Annotated in this window: 17 protein-coding genes; 9 read left to right on the plus strand and 8 right to left on the minus strand. The window is 60.7% G+C overall.

Annotated features, from left to right (window positions below; all coding sequences use genetic code 11):
* Window positions 1–18 precede the first annotated feature (18 nt).
* From ACOI8A_RS19985 to pepN, 8 genes are all read left to right on the plus strand, one after another.
* Window positions 19–909, plus strand: a complete 891-nt coding sequence (locus ACOI8A_RS19985) for an NAD(+) kinase (RefSeq protein ID WP_085733063.1) — start codon at window positions 19–21, stop codon at window positions 907–909.
* Complete coding sequence (locus tag ACOI8A_RS19990; protein ID WP_420648866.1) at window positions 909–1,880, plus strand: metallophosphoesterase; 972 nt, start codon at window positions 909–911, stop codon at window positions 1,878–1,880. The genes ACOI8A_RS19985 and ACOI8A_RS19990 overlap by 1 nt, the downstream gene beginning before the upstream one ends.
* Before the next feature lie 57 nt (window positions 1,881–1,937).
* Complete coding sequence (locus ACOI8A_RS19995) at window positions 1,938–3,287, plus strand: ATP-binding protein (RefSeq protein ID WP_420648865.1); 1,350 nt, start codon at window positions 1,938–1,940, stop codon at window positions 3,285–3,287.
* Window positions 3,287–3,772, plus strand: coding sequence for a hypothetical protein (locus ACOI8A_RS20000; RefSeq protein ID WP_420648864.1), 486 nt, complete (start codon window positions 3,287–3,289; stop codon window positions 3,770–3,772). Before ACOI8A_RS19995 ends, ACOI8A_RS20000 begins: the two co-directional genes overlap by 1 nt.
* Window positions 3,772–4,695, plus strand: a complete 924-nt coding sequence (locus tag ACOI8A_RS20005; RefSeq protein WP_420648863.1) for a tetratricopeptide repeat protein — start codon at window positions 3,772–3,774, stop codon at window positions 4,693–4,695. Before ACOI8A_RS20000 ends, ACOI8A_RS20005 begins: the two co-directional genes overlap by 1 nt.
* Window positions 4,696–4,801: 106 nt before the next feature.
* Window positions 4,802–5,062, plus strand: coding sequence for a YeaC family protein (locus ACOI8A_RS20010; RefSeq protein WP_420648862.1), 261 nt, complete (start codon window positions 4,802–4,804; stop codon window positions 5,060–5,062).
* Window positions 5,059–5,889, plus strand: a complete 831-nt coding sequence (locus ACOI8A_RS20015) for a DUF2797 domain-containing protein (protein WP_420648861.1) — start codon at window positions 5,059–5,061, stop codon at window positions 5,887–5,889. Before ACOI8A_RS20010 ends, ACOI8A_RS20015 begins: the two co-directional genes overlap by 4 nt.
* A gap of 10 nt (window positions 5,890–5,899) precedes the next feature.
* A complete protein-coding gene (pepN, locus tag ACOI8A_RS20020; protein ID WP_420648860.1) occupies window positions 5,900–8,557 on the plus strand; it encodes an aminopeptidase N in 2,658 nt (885 codons plus the stop codon).
* A gap of 127 nt (window positions 8,558–8,684) precedes the next feature.
* Here the strand turns inward: pepN and katG are convergent, their stop codons facing one another.
* From katG to ACOI8A_RS20060, 8 genes are all read right to left on the minus strand, one after another.
* Window positions 8,685–10,955: a catalase/peroxidase HPI gene (gene katG, locus ACOI8A_RS20025; RefSeq protein ID WP_420648859.1), complete on the minus strand. Its 2,271-nt coding sequence runs from the start codon at window positions 10,953–10,955 to the stop codon at window positions 8,685–8,687.
* A 133-nt stretch (window positions 10,956–11,088) separates the two neighbouring features.
* Window positions 11,089–13,299: an LTA synthase family protein gene (locus tag ACOI8A_RS20030; protein WP_420648858.1), complete on the minus strand. Its 2,211-nt coding sequence runs from the start codon at window positions 13,297–13,299 to the stop codon at window positions 11,089–11,091.
* A 238-nt stretch (window positions 13,300–13,537) separates the two neighbouring features.
* The gene (locus ACOI8A_RS20035; RefSeq protein ID WP_420648857.1) at window positions 13,538–13,744 is read right to left on the minus strand and encodes a helix-turn-helix transcriptional regulator; all 207 of its coding nucleotides are present in this window, start codon (window positions 13,742–13,744) and stop codon (window positions 13,538–13,540) included.
* Window positions 13,741–14,115, minus strand: a complete 375-nt coding sequence (locus tag ACOI8A_RS20040; RefSeq protein ID WP_420648856.1) for a hypothetical protein — start codon at window positions 14,113–14,115, stop codon at window positions 13,741–13,743. The genes ACOI8A_RS20035 and ACOI8A_RS20040 overlap by 4 nt, the downstream gene beginning before the upstream one ends.
* Before the next feature lie 181 nt (window positions 14,116–14,296).
* Window positions 14,297–14,773, minus strand: a complete 477-nt coding sequence (locus ACOI8A_RS20045) for a copper chaperone PCu(A)C (RefSeq protein ID WP_420648855.1) — start codon at window positions 14,771–14,773, stop codon at window positions 14,297–14,299.
* The gene (locus tag ACOI8A_RS20050) at window positions 14,773–15,378 is read right to left on the minus strand and encodes an SCO family protein (protein WP_420648854.1); all 606 of its coding nucleotides are present in this window, start codon (window positions 15,376–15,378) and stop codon (window positions 14,773–14,775) included. The genes ACOI8A_RS20045 and ACOI8A_RS20050 overlap by 1 nt, the downstream gene beginning before the upstream one ends.
* A 156-nt stretch (window positions 15,379–15,534) precedes the next feature.
* Window positions 15,535–16,941: an efflux transporter outer membrane subunit gene (locus tag ACOI8A_RS20055; protein ID WP_420648853.1), complete on the minus strand. Its 1,407-nt coding sequence runs from the start codon at window positions 16,939–16,941 to the stop codon at window positions 15,535–15,537.
* 43 nt (window positions 16,942–16,984) lie between these two features.
* Window positions 16,985–17,779 (minus strand): helix-turn-helix transcriptional regulator, encoded by a 795-nt coding sequence (locus tag ACOI8A_RS20060; protein WP_420648852.1) that lies wholly within the window; start codon window positions 17,777–17,779, stop codon window positions 16,985–16,987.
* A 473-nt stretch (window positions 17,780–18,252) separates the two neighbouring features.
* On the opposite strand from ACOI8A_RS20060, the gene ACOI8A_RS20065 reads away from it, so the two are divergent.
* The gene (locus ACOI8A_RS20065) at window positions 18,253–24,645 is read left to right on the plus strand and encodes an amino acid adenylation domain-containing protein (RefSeq protein ID WP_420651414.1); all 6,393 of its coding nucleotides are present in this window, start codon (window positions 18,253–18,255) and stop codon (window positions 24,643–24,645) included.
* Window positions 24,646–24,719: the final 74 nt, after the last annotated feature.

Consider the following 24,719-nt stretch of genomic DNA (forward strand, 5'->3'; position numbering starts at 1 on the left):
ACACCCCGCAGGAGCCCCATGGAGCAATTTCGTAATATCGGCATCATCGGTCGCCTCGGCAGTTCGCAGGTGCTGGATACCGTCCGCCGACTGAAACGCTTTCTGCTCGATCGGCACCTGCATGTGATCCTCGAAGACACCATCGCCGAAGTCCTGCCTGGGCATGGCCTGCAAACCTCGTCGCGCAAGATGCTCGGCGAAGTCTGCGACATGGTCATTGTGGTTGGCGGTGACGGCAGCCTGCTTGGCGCCGCGCGGGCGCTGGCCAAACACAATATTCCAGTGCTCGGGATCAACCGGGGCAGCCTCGGCTTCCTGACCGATATTCGCCCGGATGAGCTGGAAGTCGAAGTCGCCAAGGTGCTCGACGGCCATTATCTGGTGGAAAACCGCTTCCTGCTGCAAGCCGAAGTGCGCCGGCACGGCGAGGCCATCGGCCAGGGCGACGCGCTCAATGACGTGGTGCTGCATCCCGGCAAGTCGACGCGGATGATCGAATTCGAGCTGTACATCGATGGCCAGTTCGTTTGCAGCCAGAAGGCTGACGGCCTGATCGTCGCCACGCCGACCGGTTCCACCGCGTATGCGCTGTCCGCCGGCGGGCCGATCATGCACCCCAAGCTCGATGCCATTGTGATCGTGCCGATGTATCCCCATATGTTGTCGAGCCGGCCGATTGTGGTCGACGGCAACAGTGAGCTGAAAATCGTCGTGTCCAAAGATATGCAGATTTATCCGCAAGTTTCCTGCGACGGGCAGAACCATTTCACCTGCGCGCCGGGCGACACCATCACCGTCAGCAAGAAAGCGCAGAAGCTGCGCCTGATCCATCCGCTGGATCACAACTATTACGAAGTGTGCCGCACCAAGCTCGGTTGGGGCAGCCGCTTGGGCGGTGGAGGCGAGTGATGCTCGATCCCGCGCGTAGTTACGATCTGATCGGTGACGTGCACGGTTGCGCTCTGACCCTTGAGCACTTGCTCGACCGCCTCGGTTATCACAAACAGGCTGGCGTCTGGCGGCACCCGTCGCGCATGGCGGTGTTTGTCGGCGACATCATCGACCGCGGCCCGCGCATTCGCGAAGCACTGCACATCGTCCACGACATGGTCGCGGCCGGTCAGGCGCTGTGCATCATGGGCAACCATGAATTCAACGCGCTCGGCTGGAGCACGCCGGCACTGCCGGGCAGCGGCAAGCAGTTCGTCCGTGAACACACGCCACGGCATGCACGCCTGCTGCACGAAACCCTGACCCAATTCGAAGACCATCCCGGCGACTGGCATGACTTTCAACAGTGGTTCTACGAGCTGCCGCTGTTCGTCGATGCCGGGCGTTTCCGCGTGGTCCACGCTTGCTGGGATGCCGGCCTGATCGAGCCATTGCGCGCCTTGTTCCCGGATGGCTGCATCGACGAACACTTCCTCCAGGCCTCGGCCGTGCCCGGCAGTTTTGCCTGCACTGTGTTCGATCGGCTGTTGCGCGGCACCGACATGCCCCTGCCGGATGGCCTGACCATGACCAGCGGCGACGGTCTGGTGCGTTCGTTCTTCCGCACCAAATTCTGGGAAGACGACCCGCAAACCTACGGCGACATCGTGTTCCAGCCCGACGCTTTGCCGGAACCGGTCGCACAAAAGCCACTGACCTCAAGTGAAAAAAACAACCTGCTGCGCTACGGCGAAGACCAGCCTTTGCTGTTCGTCGGCCATTACTGGCGCAGCGGCAAACCGGCGCCGATCCGCCCGAACCTCGCCTGTCTGGATTACAGCGCAGTGCTTTACGGCAAACTCGTGGCCTATCGTCTGGATCAGGAAACCCGCCTCGATCCGCAGAAATTTGTCTGGGTCGATGTCGAGCGGCCGGAGGTGCTGCGATGACCCCGGGCCGGACGTTCAATTTGTTCAATCTGCAACTGGCTGTCACAAGGATTCACCATGGATGACACGACGCTGGATCAACTGGAGGCCGCTCTGCTGGCCTCGCCGGGAAACGTTGCGCTGATCACCTTGCTGCTCAAGGCGTGCCTCGAGCGTGGTGACCATGCGCGCGGGCTCAAGCTGATCCCCGAAGACCTGCGGCAATTAACGGATGCCGACGCGCTGAAACCCGTCGCGTCCCAGCTGTATCTGGCCGCCGGACAGGCGCAGAAGGCGCTGGACGTCGCGGTTGGCGATGACCCGGCGTTGCGCCTGTTGCGCGCGCGGGCGCTGGCCGATCTAGAACGGCTGAAGGAGGCTCAGGTTGAATACCGCGCGGCCATCGACGCCAATCCGTCACTTGAGGACATGGTGCTGTGGCGCCGGCTCAACGTGTCGGTGGTGGACTTTGCGGGCGGCGAGGGCCGTCCGAAGTTGCGGGTGATCTCCAACGACGACACCGACCAGACCGAAGTCCGCCGTCTGCTGGTGCCGGAAGATAAAACGGTCACCTTCAGCGATATCGGTGGTCTGGAGGATCTGAAAAAGACCATCCACAAAAAGATCATCCTGCCGTATCAGAAACCCGGTCTGTTCGAACGCTTTCGCAAGCGTGTCGGCGGCGGCGTGCTGCTGTACGGCCCGCCGGGTTGCGGCAAGACTTTGCTGGCGCGGGCCACGGCCGGCGAGTGCAACGCCAAGTTCTTCAACATCGCGATTTCCGACGTGCTGGACATGTACATCGGCGAATCCGAGCGCAAGTTGCATGCGTTGTTCGAACAGGCGCGGGCGCAGGCGCCGGCGGTGATGTTCTTCGATGAAGTCGAGGCGCTCGGCGGCAAACGCTCCAACACCCGCGAGTCGACGTCGTCGAAACTGGTCAGCACGTTCCTGTCGGAAATGGACGGCTTTGCGAAAAACAACCATGGCGTGCTGATCCTCGCCGCGACCAACGTGCCGTGGTCGGTGGATTCGGCGTTCCGTCGTCCCGGTCGCTTTGACCGCGTGCTGTTCGTGCCGCCACCGGATCGTCCTGCGCGGGAAAACATGCTGCAAATGATGGTCAAGGGCCGGCCGCTGGCGGCGGATATCGATTTCGCGTTTCTCGCCAAACATACTTCGGGATTCTCCGGGGCCGACCTCGGCGAGCTGGTGGAAACCGCCGCAGACGAAGCCATCGAAGAATCGATCAATGAAGGCTCCGAGCAGCCGATCTGTGACCGGCATTTCAAGCAGGCTTTGAAAGAAGTGCGCCCGACTACGCTGGAGTGGCTGACCACGGCGCGCAACTACGCGCGCTATGCCAACGAAGGCAATCAGTACGACGAAGTACTGGCCTTTCTCGACAAACATGGCAAGGGACGCTGATGGCCAGCCAGAATTTTTACCGGATTGAAGACGAACCGCGCCCGGGTGGCCTGGCGCGATTTGCCGTGTCGCCGTTCTGGCCGTTGCTGGCACTGATGATGGGCGGGGCGTGGCTGGGCTTGCCGTGGTTCGTGCTGAACTCGATTGCGGTGGGCAGCCCGACGCGCGTGCGCGAATGGATCTGGGTCGGCGTCGGCGCGGTTGGCAGCCTGCTGATCGGCCTGGCGCTGATCAGTCTGTTGAACAACGGCTATCTGAGCACTCAGGCGCAGATTCAATACGCCTTGCTGGTGCTGGTGGTGTGGAAACTGACCATTGGCTATGTGCTGTTCACCCTGCAAAACGCGACCATCGAGCTGTATCAGTATTACGGCGGCGTATTGAATCGCTTCGCGCCGCTGGTGGCGCTGGGTGGCGCGTTCGTGCTCAAGGGCTTCGTGGTCAAACTGGTGCCTGCAACCCTTTGGTATCTGGTGGTGAGCTGATGAACACTTCGCATCTGTTACAAGTCGCTTATCAGCGTCTGGATTCCGGGCATTTCGACGGCGCCATCGATAGCCTTCGCCAGTTATTGGCGGATGATCCCGAGTGCTCGGAGGCGCACGCGCTGCTGGCGCTGTGCCTGATGAACATGCGTCGTCTGCACGCGGCGCGGCATGAGGCGTCGCTGGCACTGGCGATGGACCCTGCGTTGCCGCTGGCGCATTACGCCGCCGCGCACACCGCCATGGCCTCGCGTCAGTTCAAGATTGCCGAGCAGCATTTGCTGCAATTGCTCGACATGGAACCCACCGACCCGCGCTATTACCGCAGCCTCGCCGATCTGTTCCAGCTCACCGGTCGCTTGAGCCAGAGTCAGCCGTTGCTGGAAAAAGCGCTCGAGCTGGAGCCGGATGCCGCCGCCAACCTGGTGGCCATGGCCGAATACCATTTGGCCTGCGGACACTGGGAGCAGGCCGAAGGCTTCGCCCGTCAAGCGTTGCAGGCCGATCCGGGGCATGCCGCAGCGGTGATCGTGCTCGGTCGTTTGCGTCTGCGTGAGGGCGACGTCAATGGCGCGCGCGAGCATGCGATCTGGGCCTTGCAGGAAAACGCCAACAACGTATCGGCCCTGAGCCTGCTGACTGCGGTCAAGGCGCGCAGCAACCTGTTCATGGGCTTCTGGTGGCGCTTCAACAGTTGGCTGACCGAGCGCAGCACCACGCGCGCGATCATCTTGTTGCTGGCCATGTTCGTGGTGTATCGCGTCACGGTGATCACGGTCACGGCGCAGGGTTATCCCGGTGCTGCCGAGGTGATCGACTGGCTCTGGCTGGGTTTCGTCCTCTATACCTTTACCGCGCCGCAGATTTTCAAGCGCGCGATGGAGAAGGAACTGACCCAGGTAAAACTTTCAAGAGAGTTCTAGGACGGCAGGCGTTACGCCCGTCGCTCCGCTCGCTGACCTGATGCCCGGCACTGTGCTGGCGCATCAGCGCCGTTAAACTAGCGACATTTTTTGGAGAGTGTTCAACATGTCGTCTTTTGCCGAATTGATCAAAAACATCACCCCCGATATCTACCAGAGCCTGAAACTGGCGGTGGAAATCGGCAAATGGGCGGACGGTGGCAAGCTCACCGCCGAACAGCGCGAACTGTCGTTGCAGGCGATGATCGCCTGGGAAATCGACAACCTGCCTGAAGACCAGCGCACCGGTTACATGGGTCCGCAGGAATGCTCGTCGAAATCGATCGAAGTGCCGAATATCCTGTTCAAGTCGGACGCCATCCATTGATCGAGATTGGCCGCGGTGCAATCAGCAAAATGTCGGCGCGCCTCGACGGGCCGAACGTGCAATACGCGTTTCGTCTGGATGACGTCGAGGTGCCGGTCAACCCGTTGATCGGCAAATCGCTGCGTCTGGAGTTCCTCGGAGCGATCCACTGCTCGCATTGCGGGCGCAAGACCAAAACCAGTTTCAGCCAGGGTTATTGCTACCCGTGCATGACCAAACTGGCCCAGTGCGACCTGTGCATCATGAGCCCGGAGCGCTGCCACTTTGATGCTGGCACTTGCCGTGATCCGGCGTGGGGCGAGCAGTTCTGCATGACCGACCACGTGGTGTACCTGGCGAATTCGTCGGGGATCAAGGTTGGCATCACCCGTGCCACGCAATTGCCCACCCGCTGGATCGATCAGGGCGCCAGTCAGGCATTGCCGATCATGCGCGTCTCCACGCGCCAGCAATCAGGCTTCGTCGAAGACCTGTTCCGCAGCCAGGTGGCCGACAAGACCAACTGGCGTGCACTGCTCAAGGGCGATGCGGTGGCGGTGGATCTGGCGCAGGTGCGTGATCAGTTGTTCGAGAGCTGTGCCGAAGGCTTGCAGGGTTTGCAGGAACGTTTCGGTTTGCAGGCGATTCAGACGATTGCCGATGTCGAACCGCTGGAAATCCGCTACCCGGTCGAGCAGTACCCGGCCAAGATCGTCAGCTTCAACCTGGACAAGAACCCGATTGCCGAAGGCACGCTGCTGGGGATCAAGGGCCAGTACCTGATCTTCGACACCGGCGTGATCAACATTCGCAAGTACACGGCCTATCAGCTCGCCGTGCATCAATAAGGATTCCAGCATGCGCACCGAACAACCGAAGATGATTTACCTGAAGGACTATCAGGCGCCCGAGTACCTGATCGACGAAACGCACCTGACCTTCGAGTTGTTCGAGGACCACAGCCTGGTCCACGCGCAACTGGTGATGCGCCGCAACCCGGCACGTGGCCCGGGCCTGCCGCCGCTGGTACTGGATGGCCAGCAGCTGGAACTGCTGTCGGTCACGGTGGCCGACAAAGCGCTGTCCGAAAGCGACTATCAGCTCAGCGAAGACCACCTGACCCTGCACCCGACCAGCGAAAGCTTCACGGTCGATACCAGCGTCAAGATCCACCCGGAAACCAACACCGCGCTGGAAGGCCTGTACAAGTCCGGCACGATGTTCTGCACCCAGTGCGAGGCCGAAGGTTTCCGCAAGATCACCTATTACCTCGACCGCCCGGACGTGATGAGCAAATTCACCACCACCGTGGTCGCCGAGCAACACCGCTACCCGGTGCTGTTGTCCAACGGCAACCCGATTGCCTCAGGTCCCGGCGAAGACGGCCGGCACTGGGCGACCTGGGAAGATCCGTTCATGAAACCGGCGTACCTGTTTGCGCTGGTGGCCGGTGACTTGTGGTGCGTTGAAGACAGTTTCACCACCATGTCCGAGCGCAACGTGGCGCTGCGCATTTACGTCGAGCCGGAAAACATCGACAAGTGCCAGCACGCCATGACCAGCCTGAAGAAGTCGATGCGCTGGGACGAAGAGGTCTACGGTCGCGAATACGATCTGGACATCTTCATGATCGTCGCCGTGAATGACTTCAACATGGGCGCGATGGAGAACAAGGGCCTCAACATCTTCAACTCCAGCGCCGTACTCGCGCGCGCCGAAACCGCTACCGATGCCGCGCACCAGCGGGTCGAAGCGATCGTTGCCCACGAATATTTCCACAACTGGTCGGGCAACCGCGTGACCTGCCGCGACTGGTTCCAGCTGTCGCTCAAGGAAGGCTTCACCGTTTACCGTGACGCGGGCTTCTCCGCCGACATGAACTCGGCCACGGTCAAGCGCATTCAGGACGTTGCCTACCTGCGTACCCACCAGTTCGCCGAAGATGCCGGCCCGATGGCCCACGCCGTGCGCCCGGACAGCTTCATCGAGATCTCCAACTTCTACACCCTGACCGTGTACGAAAAAGGCTCGGAAGTGGTCGGCATGATCCACACCTTGCTCGGCGCCGAAGGCTTCCGTAAGGGCAGCGATCTGTACTTCGAACGTCACGACGGCCAAGCGGTAACTTGCGACGACTTTATCAAGGCTATGGAAGACGCCAATGGCGTTGACCTGACCCAGTTCAAGCGCTGGTACAGCCAGGCCGGTACGCCGCGTCTGGCGGTCAGCGAGTCTTACGACGCGGCTGCGAAAACCTATAGCCTGACCTTCCGCCAGAGCTGCCCGGAAACTCCGGACAAGGTTGAGAAACTGCCGTTCGTAATCCCAGTGGAATTGGGCCTGCTTGACTCGAAAGGCGCGGCGATTGCCTTGCGTCTGACCGGTGAAGCCAGCGCTCAGGGTACTTCGCGGGTTATTTCGGTGACCGAAGCCGAACAGACTTTCACTTTCGTCGACATCGCTGAACAACCGCTGCCGTCGTTGCTGCGTGGTTTCTCGGCACCGGTGAAACTCAGCTTCCCGTACAACCGTGATCAGTTGATGTTCCTGATGCAGCACGACAGCGACGGTTTCAACCGCTGGGATGCCGGTCAGCAACTGTCGGTGCAAGTGCTGCAAGAGCTGATTGCCCAGCAGCAGAAGGGCGAGACGCTGGCCCTTGATCCGCGCCTGGTTTCGGCGCTGCGCAGCGTGCTGTCCGACGAATCGTTAGACCAGGCAATGGTCGCGGAAATGCTCTCGCTTCCAGGCGAGGCGTATCTGACTGAAATCAGCGAAACGGCTGACGTCGACGCGATCCATATCGCCCGTGAATTTGCCCGTAAGCAATTGTCCGAAGGCTTGTTCGAGGCGCTGTGGCTGCGTTATCAGGCCAATCGCGATCTGTCGAAGAAAACCCCGTACGTGGCCGAGGCCGAGCACTTCGCTCGCCGCGCGTTGCAGAACATTGCGCTGTCGTACCTGATGCTCAGCGGCAAACCGGAAGTGCTGGCGGCGACGCTGGAACAGTTCGAAACCGCCGACAACATGACCGAACGCCTGACGGCGTTGGCGGTGTTGGTCAACTCGCCGTTCGAGGAACAGAAGGCTGCGGCACTGGCGAGTTTCGCCGAGCAGTTCAAGGACAATCCGCTGGTCATGGATCAGTGGTTCAGCGTGCAGGCCGGCAGCACGTTGCCGGGCGGTCTGGAGCGGGTGAAGGCGCTGATGCAACATCCGGCGTTCACCATCAAGAACCCGAACAAGGTACGCGCGCTGGTCGGCGCCTTTGCCGGGCAGAATCTGATCAACTTCCACGCGGCGGATGGTTCGGGGTATCGCTTCCTCGCCGATCTGGTGATCGAGTTGAACGGATTCAACCCGCAGATTGCTTCGCGGCAATTGGCGCCGCTGACGCGCTGGCGCAAGTATGACGCTGCTCGTCAGGGGTTGATGAAAGGAGAGTTGGAGCGGATTCTGGCGTCGGGGCAGCTGTCCAGTGACGTATATGAGGTAGTAAGCAAAAGCCTCGCTTAAGCTGATTTCACAACAATCCCTGTGGGAGCTGGCTTGCCAGCGATAGCGGTGCATCAGTCAACATTAATGTTGAATTTGCCGCCGCCATCGCGGGCAAGCCCGCTCCCACAGGTTTTTGCATTTACCCTTACTTCAGATCGAACCGATCCAGGTTCATCACCTTCGCCCAGGCCTTCACAAAGTCCTGCACGAACTGCTCTTTCGCATCCTCACTCGCATACACCTCAGCCACCGCACGCAATATCGCGTTAGACCCAAACACCAGGTCCACTCGGGTCGCCGTCCACTTCACATTGCCGTTCTTGCGATCCCGCCCTTCAAACTCGTCCGCACTTTGCGAGGTGGGTTTCCACTCCACCCCCATGTCCAACAGATTTTTGAAAAAGTCATTGGTCAAAGTGCCGGGACGGTCGGTGAAAACACCGTGTTTCGTTTGGCCGACATTGGTGTCCAAAACCCGCAAACCGCCAATCAACACGGTCAACTCCGGCGCCGAAAGGGTCAGCAGTTGCGCCTTGTCGATCAGCAGCGCTTCGGCCGGGACGCGATATTTGCTGCGGGCGAAGTTGCGGAAGCCATCGGTGTGCGGTTCGAGGAACCCGAAAGACTCGACGTCGGTTTGCTCCTGAGTCGCATCTGCGCGGCCGGGCGAGAAGGGCACCGTCAGAGTATGCCCGGCATTCTTCGCGGCCTGTTCGACCCCGGCGTTACCCGCCAGCACGATCAGATCCGCCAGCGAGATTTGCTTGCCGGATGACCCACCATTGAACTCGCTCTGAATACCTTCAAGCGTGCCCAGCACTTTGGTCAGTTGCTCCGGCTGATTGGCTTGCCAGAACTTCTGCGGCGCCAGACGCAGGCGTCCACCATTGGCCCCGCCGCGTTTGTCCGAACCTCGGAACGTCGAGGCTGCTGCCCACGCGGTGGAAACAAGCTCTGAAACGGACAAGCCAGAGGCAAGCACTTTGCTTTTCAGCTCGGCGACTTCGGCATCGCTCACTAATGCATGAGTGACCTCTGGAATCGGGTCCTGCCACAGCAATTCTTCGTCGGGCAGTTCCGGGCCGAGGTAACGTGCGAGCGGCCCCATGTCACGGTGAATGAGTTTGTACCAGGCGCGGGCGAAGGCGTCCGCCAATTGATCGGGATTGGCCAGAAAGCGCCGGGAAATCTGCTCGTAAGCCGGGTCGAAACGCAACGCCAGATCGGACGTGAGCATGGTCGGATTCAGGCGTTTGTTCGGGTCGTGGGCATGTGGAATGGTGCCGGCCCCGGCGCCGTTCTTTGGTGTCCACTGATGAGCACCGGCCGGGCTTTTGGTCAGTTCCCAGTCGAAGCCGAACAGGTTTTCCAGGTAGTTGTTGCTCCACTGGGTCGGCGTGGTGGTCCAGGTGACTTCCAGACCACTGGTGATGGTGTCGGCACCCTTGCCGGTGCCGAAACTGTTTTTCCAGCCCAAACCTTGTTGTTCGAGGTCTGCAGCTTCCGGTTCCGGTCCGACGTTGTCGGCAGGGCCGGCGCCATGGGTTTTGCCGAAGGCGTGACCGCCAGCGATCAGCGCCACGGTTTCCTCGTCGTTCATCGCCATGCGGCCGAAGGTTTCGCGAATGTCCTTGGCCGAGGCGACTGGATCGGGATTGCCCTCCGGACCTTCAGGGTTCACGTAGATCAGGCCCATCTGCACTGCGGCGAGCGGGTTTTCCAGATTGCGTTCGCCTTGATTGGTGCGGCTTTCTTCGTTGCCGTGTAGATCCGGTTCGGCGACCAGCGTGCCGTCACCGGGTTCCTGCATAAGCTGTTGTTCTTTGCCGTAGCGGGTATCACCACCGAGCCATTTGTTTTCCGAACCCCAGTAAACGTCTTCATCCGGCTCCCAGACGTCCGCACGACCGCCAGAAAAACCGAAGGTCTTGAAGCCCATGGATTCGAGCGCAACGTTACCGGTGAGGACGATCAGGTCAGCCCAGGAAATGTTGCGCCCATACTTTTGCTTGATCGGCCACAGCAGGCGCCGGGCCTTGTCGAGGCTGACGTTGTCTGGCCAGCTATTGAGCGGGGCGAAGCGTTGCTGACCGGAACCGGCACCGCCGCGACCGTCAGCGGTGCGGTAGGTCCCGGCGCTGTGCCAGGCCATGCGAATGAACAGTGGGCCGTAGTGGCCGAAGTCGGCGGGCCACCAATCCTGAGAGTCAGTCATCAGCGCCGTCAGATCGCGTTTCAACGCTTGGAAATCCAGACTCTGAAACGCCTTGGCGTAGTCGAAGTCCTTGCCCAGCGGGTCGGACTGCGGCGCGTGCTGACTGAGGATTTTCAGATTCAGTTGATTCGGCCACCAATCACGATTGGTCGTGCCACCGCCGGCAGCGTGATTGAACGGGCATTTCGATTCGTTTGCCATGTTCGGGTCCTTATCAGGTCTTTGCGGCCGGCTCGTGCCGACTTCGGACTTGTAAGGCTAGACCCGACTGCGCAAGTCAGCTAATAGGCCGACTATTGGTGCCTGATAGGCATAGTCTTTTACCCAATCGGAGTCAACTCGATTGCGCGGCATCATCCGCCGGTACGTCATCGAGCATATCTTCCTGCCCCGGCAACTCGGTGATCACGCTGAAATCGGTCACCTCGACTGCGCCCAATCCATAACCCAGCAAGTGGAAAGAGAACGCCTTGCGCGGCAGGGGGTTGTCGAAGCTGAAGTCCATTTGCAGCGGTTGATCGGCCGTGGCGACCATTTCTGTTGGCAATCCGAGTTGCACGTCCTGCTCGAATTCCTTGGCCTTGAGCTGAATATACGCCGCCTGCTGCGGATCGACCGAGCGCACGGTCAGGCGCACGCGGGTGTGCGAGCCTTTGGGCATTTCCAGATATTGCGCGCCGATCAGGTTATCGGCCCAGTCATCCTTGATCTGCGCTTGCAGCGGGATGACGTTGTCGCTGCCGAACTGATAACGATGGTTGAGCGAGGTGCGCAGCAGCGACAGATCCAGGGCGTTGGCACGGGCGGCGATTTGCCGGGCGCTGTGACTGCTGGCGTTACCTTTGAACTTGGCACTCTCGGCGATAAATCCGCTGCTGGCGTAAGAACGGCAGCGGCGCGGCATGTCGCACTCGGTGAGGATGCCGTTGCCATCGTGGTAGCGCAGTTTGCCGTTGGTGAACGACATGATTTCGCGCCCGGTATCGTAGTCACGAAACAGCGAGCGACCGCTGAGGGCGGACGGCACCGGGAAATCAAAGTAATCAAGGATCGACGCGCTGAGGTCGACGTGGCCATACACGCCGGAATTCAAGCGCGGCAACTGCGCCTGCTCAGGCGCGAGGGTCAGGTTGAAACCCCACGAGGAAGCGAGACGCACGCCGTCGATGCCGTGGGATTCATCCGAGGTAATCACCACCAGCGTGTCTTTCAGCACGCCCTGACGCTCCAGCCCTTGCAGAAACTGCTCCAGCGCATCGTCCAGATAACCGACCGCGGCTTGCTTGGGCGTGTCGTAGCGTTGCAGATACTCATCCGGCGCGGAGTAGGGCTGATGGGTGCCGACGGTCAGCAGGGTGAGCATCCACGGCTGCCTGGTTTTCTTCAACTGGCCGACGTACTTCAACGCGCCTTCGAAAAACGCCTTGTCATCCTTGCCCCACGGGAAGTCCAGATAATTGGCGTTGGTGAACCATTCCAGACCGTGGGTCGCATCGAAACCGATGTGCGGCATGATCTTGTCCTTGGCCATGAAACGCAGACCCGCGCCTTGCAGGTAGTGAGTGGCGAAACCGTGCTGGCGCAATTGCGCGGGCAGGCAAGCCTGATTGCGTTGTTGCTGGGTGAGCATTTCCACGCCTTTGGGCGTGCCATTGTCGAGTTTGTCGTAGTCGCCGCAAAGCATGGCGTACAGACCGCGAATCGTCTGGTGGGTGTGCAGCACGTAATCCGGGGTGTTCATGCCACGCTCGGCCCAGCGGCTGAGATTGGGCATCAGGTCTTCCTGATAATGGCTGCCGATGGCTTCGCGGTTGGCACCAATGTAGGCGCCGGGAATGCCTTCCAGGGCGATGATCAAAACGTTGCGCGCCTGACCTCGCCCCGCCAGCAGGCTCTGGCCGTTGAGGTCGACATCGGTCAGACCGGCCATCGGCGGTGTAGCTACGACGGCGTCGCCGTCCAGCCATTCCTCGGCCTGCATCTGCACATCGGCCACTTGAGTGGCGAGCAGTTGGTGCGGGAGGTTGTACAAACGCCACGGGTCGGCATCGCTCGGGGAGATGTTTTGTGCGCCCCAGTGTGCGGTGAACAGCAGCAACGGCCCTGCCCACAGCGAGCGCGGCAGGGCTCGGGCCGGTGTGGCGCGACTGGTCCACTGAGTCACCAGCCATGCGATCAGCGCCAACAGCAACGCCACGGCCAGTGCAGGATGGGCAAAACCGCCACCGGTGGAGTTTTCCACGAACTGCGGGTCGATCAGATAATGCAGATCGGTCGGGTTGGGCAGGCGTCCCACCGCACTGACCAGTTCCGCAGTTGCCACTACCAGCAGCCCCCAGAACACCAATACCGGCAGTGCCACCCACCACGGACGGCGATGCAGCAGAACAACCAGCAGGCTGCCAATCGCAAGGTCAGACAGATAGCCGAACGGCGTCGACCAGCCGAGTGCCGCGCGCAGGCACACGGGCACGATCAGCACCAAAGTGATCAGGGAGACAAGGCGTGCATCCAGCTGCCGCAACCGGTGAAAAAGAGCGCTCACAAAAAAGACCTTCCAGTCATCAAGTCGTCATAAAAAGTGGGCGCGATGATAACAAGGGTAGGAGCGCTGATCGTGTTTTTAAACGCCAAATTGATCTGGCCGCGGAGCACCGCGCGGCCACTGCGCATCGCGTGAGACCTTGCACGGCGTTCCTGTCAGCGCTCACAGCGACCGATCCCGAAGCGCGGGATTTATTGTTTCAGGCTATTTATCGGGGCACGAGCGCTGATTCCGTTTATCAATCTGCGCAACCCTCGCCATCCGCAAAGATAGCCTCGATCGGCATCTCGAACGCACGGGCGATCTGAAACGCCAGCGGCAGGCTCGGGTCGTAGCGCTGGTTTTCAATCGCATTGATGGTCTGCCGCGAGACGTTGAGGCGTTCGGCCAGATCGACCTGCGACCATTTGCGTTCGGCGCGCAGTTCCTTGAGACGGTTTTTCATTGGTAGCGGCGTCGGGCGATTTGCAGGCCGATCATCCACATCACACCCATCACCGGCCATACCCACAACCAAGGGATGTGCGGGGCGCCGACGTTTTCCAGAAAACCGTAGCTGAAGGTCAACAGTGCGGAGGCGGCGAAGGCGAACCCCAAAGCTTCAAACTGGATGCGCAGATGCATTTCATCCATGCGGCGCATCTGGCGCACAATGCTCCAACACATCAGCGCGGCAGGAATGACCGGCGTCAGTGTGATAGCTGTACGCAAATAGATGCTTGCCTGCGTCAGGTGCTGCAAGGCGAGAAGCGAGGCCATCAATACGATTGAGTAAAGCGCCAGCGATGCAGCCATTTCCTGATAATAGCGTTTCATTTTTTACTTCCTATGTAAAAGACCCTTTACATACTCGTCGAATATTTCAGCGGTGTAAAGCGTGCTTTCCATCGGATCACTTTTACGCAAAGCGTTGTGTCGAGCACTCCCGCGCTATAAGCAAAACGGGGCGACATGATCAAAACCATGCCGCCCCGTTGTTACTGCTTGGAACGCGCGATCAATGCATCTTGCTGTGATCGTGCGCTTCCATGGTCAGCGCCTTGACCTGCGCCTCAACCTTGACCGTTTCCTTCTCGCCTTTGGCGTTCTCTACCGTCAGGGTCAGCGGCACTGTCTCGCCTTCTTTCAACTGACCGGTCAGGCCCATCAGCATCACGTGGTAGCCGTTCGGATCGAAGTTGACGGTTTTGCCCGCTGGCAGCTCCACCGACTTCACCGGGCCCATGCTCATGACGTCGTTCTTCATGCTCATTTCGTGGATCTGCACGTCTTTGGCCGCAGGCGAGGCCACGCTGAGCAGTTTGCTGTCGCTGTCGGCGGTGACGGTCATGAACGCGCCGCTGGCCGACTGGTTTGGCACGGTCGCACGCACCCAGGCGTTGTCGACGCGGGTTTGCGCAGCGGCGCTAAATGCCAGGCCGAGCAGGGACAAGCCCAGTACGGCACGTTTGATATTGGTGAAAGCAGGGTTCATCAGCAGACCTCCATGACGGTAAGCAAATCTTCGGTGCACTCTTGTGCAGTCAGCGATTGGGACAGGCCCACACGCAGTCCGCCACGGGTGTCGTAGACGTAACTGGTGGCGGTGTGGGAGATGGTGTAGGTGTCGCCGGCCGGGACTTTTTCGAAGAACACATCGAATTCCTTGGCCGTGGCTTTGGTTTCTTCAAGGGTGCCGTACAGCGCGACGAAGCTTGGGTCGAAGGCTTTGACGTAGGCGTCGAGAATTTCTGGCGTGTCGCGTTCCGGGTCGAGGGAGATGAATACCACTTGCAGAATGTCGCCGTCCTTGCCCATCAGCTTCTTGATTTTTGCCGCGCGGGCCAGCGTGGTCGGGCAGATGGCCGGGCATTGGGTGAAGCCGAAGAAGATCATCGGCATCAGGCCGCGAAAGCTCGACAGCGACACGGTGTTGCCTTCGGTGTCTTTGAGCTTGAAGGTGCGCCCCATGATCTTGTCGCTCAGATCCTTGCCGTATTTGTACGACAGTTGGCCACGGGTGTCGCAGCCGGCGAGCAGGCCCAGACCGAGCACGCCCATTCCCGCAAGCACCTTGCGGCGAGTCAACAAAGCCGTCATTTCATACCGCCTTTTGTAGCCCGCAGGTCGCTGGGACAGGCGGGCGGTTAACCGTAAAAGCGGCGCATGATAGCAAACTGAACCGGTCGGTCGGTTTTCGATCGTCCGTCAACGTAGGATCCGGCGACAAAAGGTGTAAGAAAAAGTGACCTGCGCTTACTGGTTGATCGGTTCAAACGTGCTCCAGCCCCCGCCCAGCGCGGTGTACAGGTTTACCTCGGCAACCAGTTGCGCCAGGCGGTCAGTGATCAAGCCTTGCTGCGAGCTGAACAACGAACGCTGGGCATCGAGGAACACCAGACTGCTGTCGACGCCGCTCTGATAGCGGTGTTGCGCCATGTTGTAGTAATCCTGCGTGGCCTGCACCAGATCGCGCTGGGCTTGCAGTTGCTGCTGATAAGTCTGGCGCGCTGCCAGTCCGTCGGCCACTTCCTGAAACGCGGTCTGGATCGATTTCTCGTATTGCGCTACGCCGATGTCTTTCTGCAATTTCGAGTAATCCAGACTCGCGCGCAGGCTGCCGGCGTTGAAGATCGGCAGGTTGATCTGCGGCTGAAACAGCCACGCGCCCGAGCCGCCCTTGAACAGTCCGGACAGATCACTGCTGGAGGTGCCGGCATTCGCGGTCAGGCTGACACTCGGGAAAAACGCCGCCCGCGCCGCGCCGATGTTGGCGTTGGCCGCGCGCAGTTTGTATTCGGCCTGAAGAATGTCCGGTCGGCGTTGCAGCAGATCCGACGGCAGCCCGGCCGGCAGTTGCGCAACCAGATCGCTCGACAACGGACGGGCCGGCAGAGTATCGGGCACCGGTGCACCGACCAACAGCGTCAGGCTATTCAAATCCTGCGCGACCTGACGCTGATAGCGCGCGAGGCTGGCGCGGGTGCTGTCGACGCTGGTCTGCGCTTGAATCTGCTCCAGTGCCGACGACTTTCCCGCTTCGCGATTACGCGTGGTCAGGCGCAGGCTTTGCTCATCGGCGGTTAGCGTCTCGCGGGTCAGAGCGAGCAGTTCCTGATCGGCGCGCCAGGTCAGGTAGGCGTTGGCGACGTTGGCCACCAGACTCAATTGCGCACTGCGCCGCGCTTCTTCGGTCGACAACCAGGTCAGCAGCGCTTGCTGGCTGAGGCTGCGCACCCGGCCGAAAAAATCCAGTTCGTAAGCGCTGACACCCAGGTTGACCCCATAGGTGGAGGTGAGCACGGCTTTGCTGTTGGCCACTGGGAGACGGCGGCGCAAGCCATCGCCATTTGCCGAAACAGCCGGGAACAGATCGGCGCGCTGAATCCGGTACTGCGCCTGAAACGCCTCGACGTTGAGCGCCGCCACCCGCAGATCGCGGTTATTCACCAGCGCGCTTTCAATCAACTGCTGCAACGCCGGGTCGTTGAATAATCTGCGCCAATCCTGATCAGCGCTGGAAACCTGCGATGCGGCAGGGTAGGCCGGGCCTTGCGGATATTGCGTAGCACTCGGCGACGCCGGGCGCTGGTAATCGGGAATCAACGAACAGCCGCCCAGCAGCAACGCCACGGACAGCAGGGAAATTGGCAACCTGAACATCAAACAGCCCCAAGCACACAAGAAAACCACCACCAAAACCGCATCAGGCCCCGGCCATCCATTTCGCCAGACCGTGGCGACCACTGACGCCGAGCTTGGCCGCCGCGCGTTTCAGATAGGTCTCGATGGAGCTGTTTTTGACCCGCAGCTTTTCCGCCATTTGCGGCACGGTGCCGCCGGTCAGCAGGCCCAGACACACCTCTTTCTCTCGCGCCGACAAGCTGATTTCGGCCATGGCCAGGCGCTCATCGAAGACGTGTTGCAACGGTGTCTGTTCCTGATCTGCAGTTGGCAGGCGTGGCTGCCTGGCACTGGTCTGACGGCTGAGTTGCGCGTGGCGCTCGATCAGTGGCAACAGGGTGTCGGACAGGCTCTTGAGAAACGACAGCTCCGGCAGCGAGAAGACCCGATGGGTGTGCGGACGGTAAAACGCGATGACGCAGCGGCGATTCGAGGTGCGCGACACCAGATTGCACTGATGCACGCTGTGGTGCGGGGATTGCTGTCGCAACGAGGCTTTCAACTGGATCAACAGCGAGTCATTCATCTCGATCATCTTCTGCAGCAACGGATGATCGTCAGGGCGCTGCAAGGGATCAGGCGCAGGAAAGGTATCAGGCAATCCGGCACTGCCAAGGGGCTTGACCTCGACCACGCTGGCCTGGCGTTCATCCAGCGTCCACTCACTGAGATCGACGCGGTTGACCGGCACCAGGGTGTCGACCAACTGCAACATGTTGTTGGCGAAATGATCGCCACCGGTGCTGGCAATCAACTCACCCAGTTGCCAGTAAAAATGCGGGTTTTCCGTGTTGCGAATACTGCCGGTCAGATTCATATCCTTGTCATCCTTGAATGAGAGCCATCGCTGAATCGTCTGCCGTGCACGCCCTGCCAAAAACCGTTTCTCCTTGAAAGCGATCTGCAGCGGGATTTAAGCCTATACATTTGTCCTACGTCTGTAGGGGAAAACAGGGACACAAAATGCCACCATTTCCGAAAAACTGCTGCGACGCTTTCTACGCAAAAAGTCCCCACGGCGCGTTCGTCATGACCGAATGGTCACGGCTGCGCCCGATAATCTGCGGCACGAGCACAGTGGCGCGGTAACCGGCGGGTCCGGGGTGTGGCGATTTTCCTACAGCTTTTTCAGCCTTTCCTTTCCGAACTTTTAGACGTATCGCCAAGTGTCAGCGCTCTGCACGGGGCCATAGGGCGCGCTGGCCGCTCAGGGCTGTCCGGGTTTCAGGTGTCATGCCGGTTTCGGGGCCGATGCTTGAATATCAGGCATAACGCCATGAGACGGATCTTATGAACCATTTTGCTGCCGACGCAGTGGACGCTCTGTCCGCCACTTGCGAGACCTTCCCGCTGACCACTGCGCAACGCGATATCTGGCTGGATCAACTGAGTCAGGGCGATTCGCCGCTGTACAACATCGGCGGCTATGTAGAGCTAAATGGCGTAATCGATCCGGTGTTGATGCAAGCGACCGTGGAGTGCCTGGTCGCGGCCAACGATGCGTTGCGCACAGTTTTGCTACCGGGCGCCGGCGCGGATGGATTGCCGCTGCAAACCTTCGTCGCATCGCTGCCGGCGCCGCTGGCTTTGGTAGATTTTTCTGCGCATCCGGATCCGCACTCAGCCGCTCAGGCGCTGGTAGAAGGACAGATGCAAGAGTCCTTTGCGCTGGATGGCCAGCCGTTGTTCCGCTTTGGGCTGATCCGCCTCGACCAGCGGTGTTACTGGTTCACCGCGCAGGCACATCATTTGATTATTGATGGCTGGGGTTTTGGGCTGCTGTTCAAATCCGCCGGCGAGATTTACAGCGCGTTGAGTGCAGGACAGCAGCCGCTGTTGTCGGCTCCGTCGTTTGCCGGATTTATCGACGAAGATGGCCAATATCACGACTCCCCGCGTTACTTGAACGCAAAGACGTACTGGCTGGAAAAGTACCGCAGCATGCCCGAACCGCTGCTGACCGCGCGCTACCGGGAGCAGATCGCACCGCCAACGCCAGCCCACGTCGTGGCCTTCCCGGCAGCGCTGCATGAGCGCATGAAAGACGTCGCACGCACACTTGGTGGCTCGGCATTTCATGTGTTGCTCGCCGCGCTGCACGTGTATTTCAGCCGCACCGCGCAACGCGATGAGTGGGTTGTCGGACTGCCGATCCTGAATCGCTCCGGTGCGCGCTTCAAAGCCACACTTGGGCTTTTCACTCAGGTCAGCGCGGTGTCGATGCACTTCGGTCGCGCGCTGTCGTTTGCCGACCTGATCAAGGCCATCGGCGCCGAACTGAAGCAGGATTTCCGTCATCAGCGCTTCCCCCTGAGCGAGATGAACCGTGCGTTGGGCCTGCTGGCTGAGGGGCGTGCGCAGTTGTTCGAAGTGTCTGTGTCTTACGAACAGGATGACCACGAGTTTCGCTATGCAGAAGCACAGGGACACGTGGTCAAGGTTTCCAATCGGCATGAAGCCACGCCGCTGGCGATTCATCTGCGCAGCAATCGATTCGACGATCAGGCGTGGCTGCATCTGCTATATGGCTCGGCGTATTTCGACGCCGCCGAGGTTGCGGCGCTGGCGGAATGTCTGCTGCTGATACTGCAGCAGGGCCTGGAAAACCTTGATCTGACGGTTGACGAGTTCAGCCTGATCACCCCGGCAGAATCTGCCCAGTTGCAGCAGTGGAACGACACCCGCGCCGACTACCCGCAGGGTCTGACCATTCATCAACGCTTTGCCGCACGCGCAGCCGAACAGCCGGATGCCGTGGCGGCGGTTTATCAGGGGCAACAGCTGACTTATGCCGAACTGAATGCTGAGGCCAACTCACTCGCGCACCTGTTGATCGGGCTGGGTGTGCGGCCGGATGATCGAGTCGCGATTGTCGCCCGCCGAGGGCTGGACACGCTGGTCGGGTTGTTGGCGATTCTCAAGGCTGGCGCGACGTATGTGCCGATTGATCCCGCGCATCCGGCCGAGCGCTTGAGCTATCTGCTCGGCGACAGCGCGCCGGTTGCGCTGCTGACCCAAAGCGATCTGCGCGAACGCTTGCCGGAGTACCAAGTGCCGATCATCGATCTTGATCGGCGTCTGTGGCCGGTCAACCCGGTCAATCCGCAGGTGGCGAATCTGACCAGCGAACATCTGGCCTACGTGATCTACACCTCCGGCTCCACTGGCCAACCGAAAGGCGTGATGGTCGAGCATCGCACCCTGTCGAACCTGGTGGATTGGCACCGCGAAGCCTTCGACCTTGACGCTGACAGCCACACCTCAAGCCTCGCCGGATTCGGTTTCGACGCCATGGCCTGGGAAGTCTGGCCGGCGCTGTGTGCCGGGGCGACCCTGCATCTGGCACCGGCCAATGACGGCAGCGAAGACATTGATGCGCTGCTGGAATGGTGGCGCGCGCAACCGCTGGACGTGAGTTTCCTGCCGACGCCGATTGCCGAGTACGCCTTCAGTCGGCATATCGAACACCCGACCTTGCGCGCACTGCTGATCGGCGGCGATCGTTTGCGCCAGTTCAATCGCGCGCAGACCTTCGAGGTGATCAACAACTACGGCCCGACCGAGGCCACGGTGGTTGCCAGCTCAGGCCGGATCGAACCCGGCACGCCGTTGCACATCGGCAAGCCGGTGAGCAATGCCACGCTTTACGTGCTGGATGAGCAGCAGCAAGCGCTGCCGATTGGCGTTGCCGGTGAGCTGTATGTCGGTGGTGCCGGGGTTGCCCGTGGTTATCTCAATCGACCGGAGTTGACGGCCGAACGCTTCCTCGACGATCCGTTCAGCACCCAGCCGAACGCGCGCATGTATCGCAGCGGCGATCTGGTGCGCTGGCGGCCTGACGGCAATCTTGAATACCTAGGGCGCAATGACGATCAGGTGAAAATCCGTGGCGTGCGCGTCGAACTCGGTGAAATCGAAGCCGCGCTGGCCAGTCATGAATCAGTCCGCGAAGCCGTGGTGCTGGTGCGCGACGGGCAGTTGCAGGCGTGGTTCACCGAGCATCAACCGCTGGACATCACCCTGTTGCACGAACATCTGAAAAACCGGTTGCCCAGCGCATTGCTGCCGTCAGCCTACGTGCGCATCCCGGCGCTGCCGCTGACCGCCAACGGCAAACTCGATCGCCAGGCTTTGCCTGTTCCGGGGCCAGACGCGCTGATCCGCAGGGTGTACGAAGCACCGCAGGGCGACGTGGAAATTCTCCTGGCGCAACTCTGGGGCGAAGTGCTGCAAGTCGAGCGAGTAGGGCGCCACGACCATTTCTTCGAACTGGGCGGGCATTCGTTGCTCGCGGTGAATCTGATCGAAAGCATGCGCCAGAATGGTATGAGCAGCGACGTGCGCGTGCTGTTCGGTCAGCCAACACTCGCGGCATTGGCCGCTGCGGTGGGTAGCGGTCGCGAAGTCGAAGTGCCGGCCAATCGCATCCCGCTCGGTTGCACGCGTATCACCCCGGACATGCTGACGCTGGTGCAACTGGATCAGGCAACCATCGACACTGTTCTAACCACGGTGCCGGGTGGCGCGACCAATGTGCAGGACATCTATCCGCTGGCGCCGTTGCAGGAAGGCATTCTTTATCACCACATCACCGCCGAGCAGGGCGATCCGTATCTGCTGCAATCGCATCTGGCCTTCGACAATCTCGCGCGGGTGGAAGCCTATGCGGCGGCGCTGTGTGAGGTCATGGCGCGCCACGATATCTTGCGCACTGCGGTTGTCTGGGAGGGGTTGAGTACACCGCTGCAAGTGGTTTGGCGCGAAGCGCAGTTGCCGGTGCAAGAGATCGTGCTCGATCCGGCCGAGGGCGATGTGCTGGAGCAACTGCATCAGCGTTTCGATGCGCGCAGCTATCGCCTCGATATCAGCCAGGCGCCGCTGATTCGACTGTTTTATGCACGCGATCCGGCTCGGGGGCGCATTGTCGCGATCTTGCTGTTTCATCATTTGGCGATGGATCACATCGCACTCGAAGCGATGCGCGAAGAAATGCGCCTGAGCCTGATGGGCCATACCGCTCCGCTGCCGGCGGCGGTGCCGTATCGCAACTATGTGGCGCAGACTCGGCTGGGTGTGAGCGAGGCCGAACACGAGGCGTTTTTCCGCGAGATGCTCGGCGATATTGACGAGCCGACGCTACCGTTCGGCTTGCAGGATGTGCAGGGTGACGGTCGTGGCATCGACGAAGCGGTGCAAACATTACCCGCCGAGATTGATCGACGTTTGCGCCTGCAAGCGCGGCAGTCGGGTGTCAGTGTGGCGAGCCTGATTCATCTGGCGTGGGCGCAAGTATTGGCAGCGACCTCCGGGCAGCAACACGTGGTGTTCGGCACGGTGCTGATGGGCCGGATGCAGGGCGGCGAGGGCGCGGATCGTGCGCTCGGGGTGTTCATCAATACCTTGCCGTTACGCGTCGATGTCGATCAAGGCGTGCGCGCGGCAGTGCAGGCGACCCATGCGCGGCTGACCGCGCTGCTCGGGCATGAACATGCGTCACTGGCGCTGGCCCAGCGTTGCAGTGGCGTGGCCTCGCCGTCGCCGTTGTTCAGTGCGTTGCTCAATTACCGGCACACCGACGCCGAGCAATCCGCACGCCACGCCTGGGAAGGCATCGAAACCCTGGCCAACGAAGAGCGCACCAATTACCCGGTGACCCTGAGCGTGGATGATCTGGGCAGCGGCATGCGATTGACCACCCGCACGCTCAACAGCATCGGTGCACAACGGATTTGCGCTTACGTGCAAACCGCGTTGCAGTCGCTGGTCGACGCGTTGGAACACTCCCCGCAACAACCCTTGAATCGCTTGTCGATCCTGCCGGCGGCGGAGCTTGAGCAACTGTTGATCGAGATCAACAGCACCGACGTCGATTGCCCGCTTGATCAGCCGCTGCAAACCCTGTTCGAACAACAAGTGCAGCGCAAACCGCATGCCATCGCGGTGCAGGCGGATGAGCAGACGCTGACTTACCGCGAACTCAACGAGCAGGCCAACCGACTCGCCCATCACCTGCGCGAACACGGCGTGCAGCCGGATTCGCGGGTGGCGATCTGTGTCGAGCGCAGTCTCGATCTGGTGGTCGGTCTGCTGGCGATTCTCAAGGCGGGTGGCGCGTATGTGCCGCTGGATCCGGAGTACCCGCTGGAGCGCCTGCATTACATGCTCAAGGACAGCGCGCCGGTGGCGGTGCTGGTGCAGGCCACCACCCGCGAACTGCTGGGTGAGCCTGGCCTGCCGCTGATCGATTTCGATCAATGCGCATGGCAGCAAAAATCGCCGGGCAATCTGCATGTGCCGGGCCTGAGCGCGGCGAATCTGGCCTACATGATTTACACCTCCGGCTCCACCGGGACGCCGAAGGGCGTGATGATCGAGCACCGCAGCGCCTGCAATATGCTGCACTGGGGCTCGCAGCTCAGCCCGCCCACCGAACATGGTGCGCTGCTACAGAAAGCGCCGTTCAGTTTCGACAGCTCGGTGTGGGAGATTTTCTGGCCGCTGTGTTCCGGCCTGCGCCTGGTGCTGGCGCGCCCTGACGGCAACCGTGATTCGGCGTATGTCACGCAGGTGATTCGCGAGCAGCAAATCACGGTGGTCAAGTTTGTCCCGGCGCTGTTGCAGCAGTTCATCGAACAGGAGGACGTCAGCCAGTGCACCAGTCTGACCGACGTGCTGAACGGTGGCGGCGAACTGACTGCCGCGCTGGCGCGCCAAGTAAGGCAGCGGTTGCCTTGGGTACGCTTGCACAACGTTTACGGCCCGACTGAAACCACCGTCGACAGCACTGGCTGGACGCTGGAACCGCACGATCCGCTGCCGGATACGCTGATACCGATTGGCAAGGCGTTGAGCAACACCCGGCTGTACGTGCTGGATGCGCATGATCAGCCAGTTCCGCTGGGCGTCAGTGGCCAGTTGCACATCGGCGGGGTCGGCGTGGCGCGCGGTTATCGCGGGTTGCCACAGATGCAGGCCGAACGCTTTATCGACAGTCCGTTCGTGGCTGGAGATCGGCTGTATCGCACTGGCGATCTGGTGCGCTATCGCCCTGACGGCAATCTGGAGTTCCTCGGACGCAACGACTTCCAGCTCAAGTTGCGCGGCTTGCGTCTGGAGCCGGGCGAAATCGAAGCGCGGTTGATCGCTCATCCGGCCGTGCGCGAAGCAGTGGTGTTGGTGCGCGACGAGCGCCTGGTGGCGTATTTCACCGTGCGCGACGGACTCCCGGCGCCGGACATCGCAGCGTTGCGCGCCCATGTGATCGAGCGCTTGCCGGAATACATGGTGCCGGGCGCATTCGTCAGACTCGACGCGTTGCCGTTGACGCCTAACGACAAGGTTGATCGCAAGGCCTTGCCGGCTCCGGGGCCGGAAGCGCTGCTCAGCCGGGCTTATGCGGCGCCTGAAGGTGCGGTCGAAACCGCGCTGGCGCAGATCTGGGCCGTGGTGCTCGGCATCGAGCAGGTCGGTCGTCACGACAACTTCTTCGAACTGGGCGGGCATTCATTGCTGGCGGTGAGCCTGGTGGCACGCATGCGTCAGGCCGGGTTGCACGTCGATGCACGCACGCTGTTCAGCCAGCCGACGCTCGCGGCACTGGCCGCGCAGACCACGGCGCAGGCGAAGCGGGTCGAAATCCCGCAAACCACCATCCCGACACTCAACCGCAAACGCCGACTCTGAGCGATGTACGGCCTCACTGTAGGAGCTGCCGAAGGCTGCGATCTTTTGATCTGGATCTTAAAAAACAAGATCAA

This window comes from Pseudomonas sp. P4795, assembly GCF_048822895.1.
GTDB lineage: Bacteria > Pseudomonadota > Gammaproteobacteria > Pseudomonadales > Pseudomonadaceae > Aquipseudomonas.

Bases quoted from the DNA above. Each gene is read 5' to 3' on its own strand.
- ACOI8A_RS20035 (WP_420648857.1), bottom strand. From the start codon at position 13,744: ATGAAAAACCGTCTCAAGGAACTGCGCGCCGAACGCAAATGGTCGCAG.
- ACOI8A_RS20065 (WP_420651414.1), top strand. From the start codon at position 18,253: ATGAACCATTTTGCTGCCGACGCAGTGGACGCTCTGTCCGCCACTTGC.
- ACOI8A_RS20000 (WP_420648864.1), top strand. From the start codon at position 3,287: ATGGCCAGCCAGAATTTTTACCGGATTGAAGACGAACCGCGCCCGGGT.
- ACOI8A_RS20060 (WP_420648852.1), bottom strand. From the start codon at position 17,779: ATGAATCTGACCGGCAGTATTCGCAACACGGAAAACCCGCATTTTTAC.
- ACOI8A_RS19990 (WP_420648866.1), top strand. From the start codon at position 909: ATGCTCGATCCCGCGCGTAGTTACGATCTGATCGGTGACGTGCACGGT.
- ACOI8A_RS20010 (WP_420648862.1), top strand. From the start codon at position 4,802: ATGTCGTCTTTTGCCGAATTGATCAAAAACATCACCCCCGATATCTAC.
- ACOI8A_RS20005 (WP_420648863.1), top strand. From the start codon at position 3,772: ATGAACACTTCGCATCTGTTACAAGTCGCTTATCAGCGTCTGGATTCC.
- ACOI8A_RS19985 (WP_085733063.1), top strand. From the start codon at position 19: ATGGAGCAATTTCGTAATATCGGCATCATCGGTCGCCTCGGCAGTTCG.
- pepN (WP_420648860.1), top strand. From the start codon at position 5,900: ATGCGCACCGAACAACCGAAGATGATTTACCTGAAGGACTATCAGGCG.
- ACOI8A_RS20055 (WP_420648853.1), bottom strand. From the start codon at position 16,941: ATGTTCAGGTTGCCAATTTCCCTGCTGTCCGTGGCGTTGCTGCTGGGC.
- ACOI8A_RS20045 (WP_420648855.1), bottom strand. From the start codon at position 14,773: ATGAACCCTGCTTTCACCAATATCAAACGTGCCGTACTGGGCTTGTCC.
- ACOI8A_RS20040 (WP_420648856.1), bottom strand. From the start codon at position 14,115: ATGAAACGCTATTATCAGGAAATGGCTGCATCGCTGGCGCTTTACTCA.
- ACOI8A_RS20050 (WP_420648854.1), bottom strand. From the start codon at position 15,378: ATGACGGCTTTGTTGACTCGCCGCAAGGTGCTTGCGGGAATGGGCGTG.
- katG (WP_420648859.1), bottom strand. From the start codon at position 10,955: ATGGCAAACGAATCGAAATGCCCGTTCAATCACGCTGCCGGCGGTGGC.
- ACOI8A_RS19995 (WP_420648865.1), top strand. From the start codon at position 1,938: ATGGATGACACGACGCTGGATCAACTGGAGGCCGCTCTGCTGGCCTCG.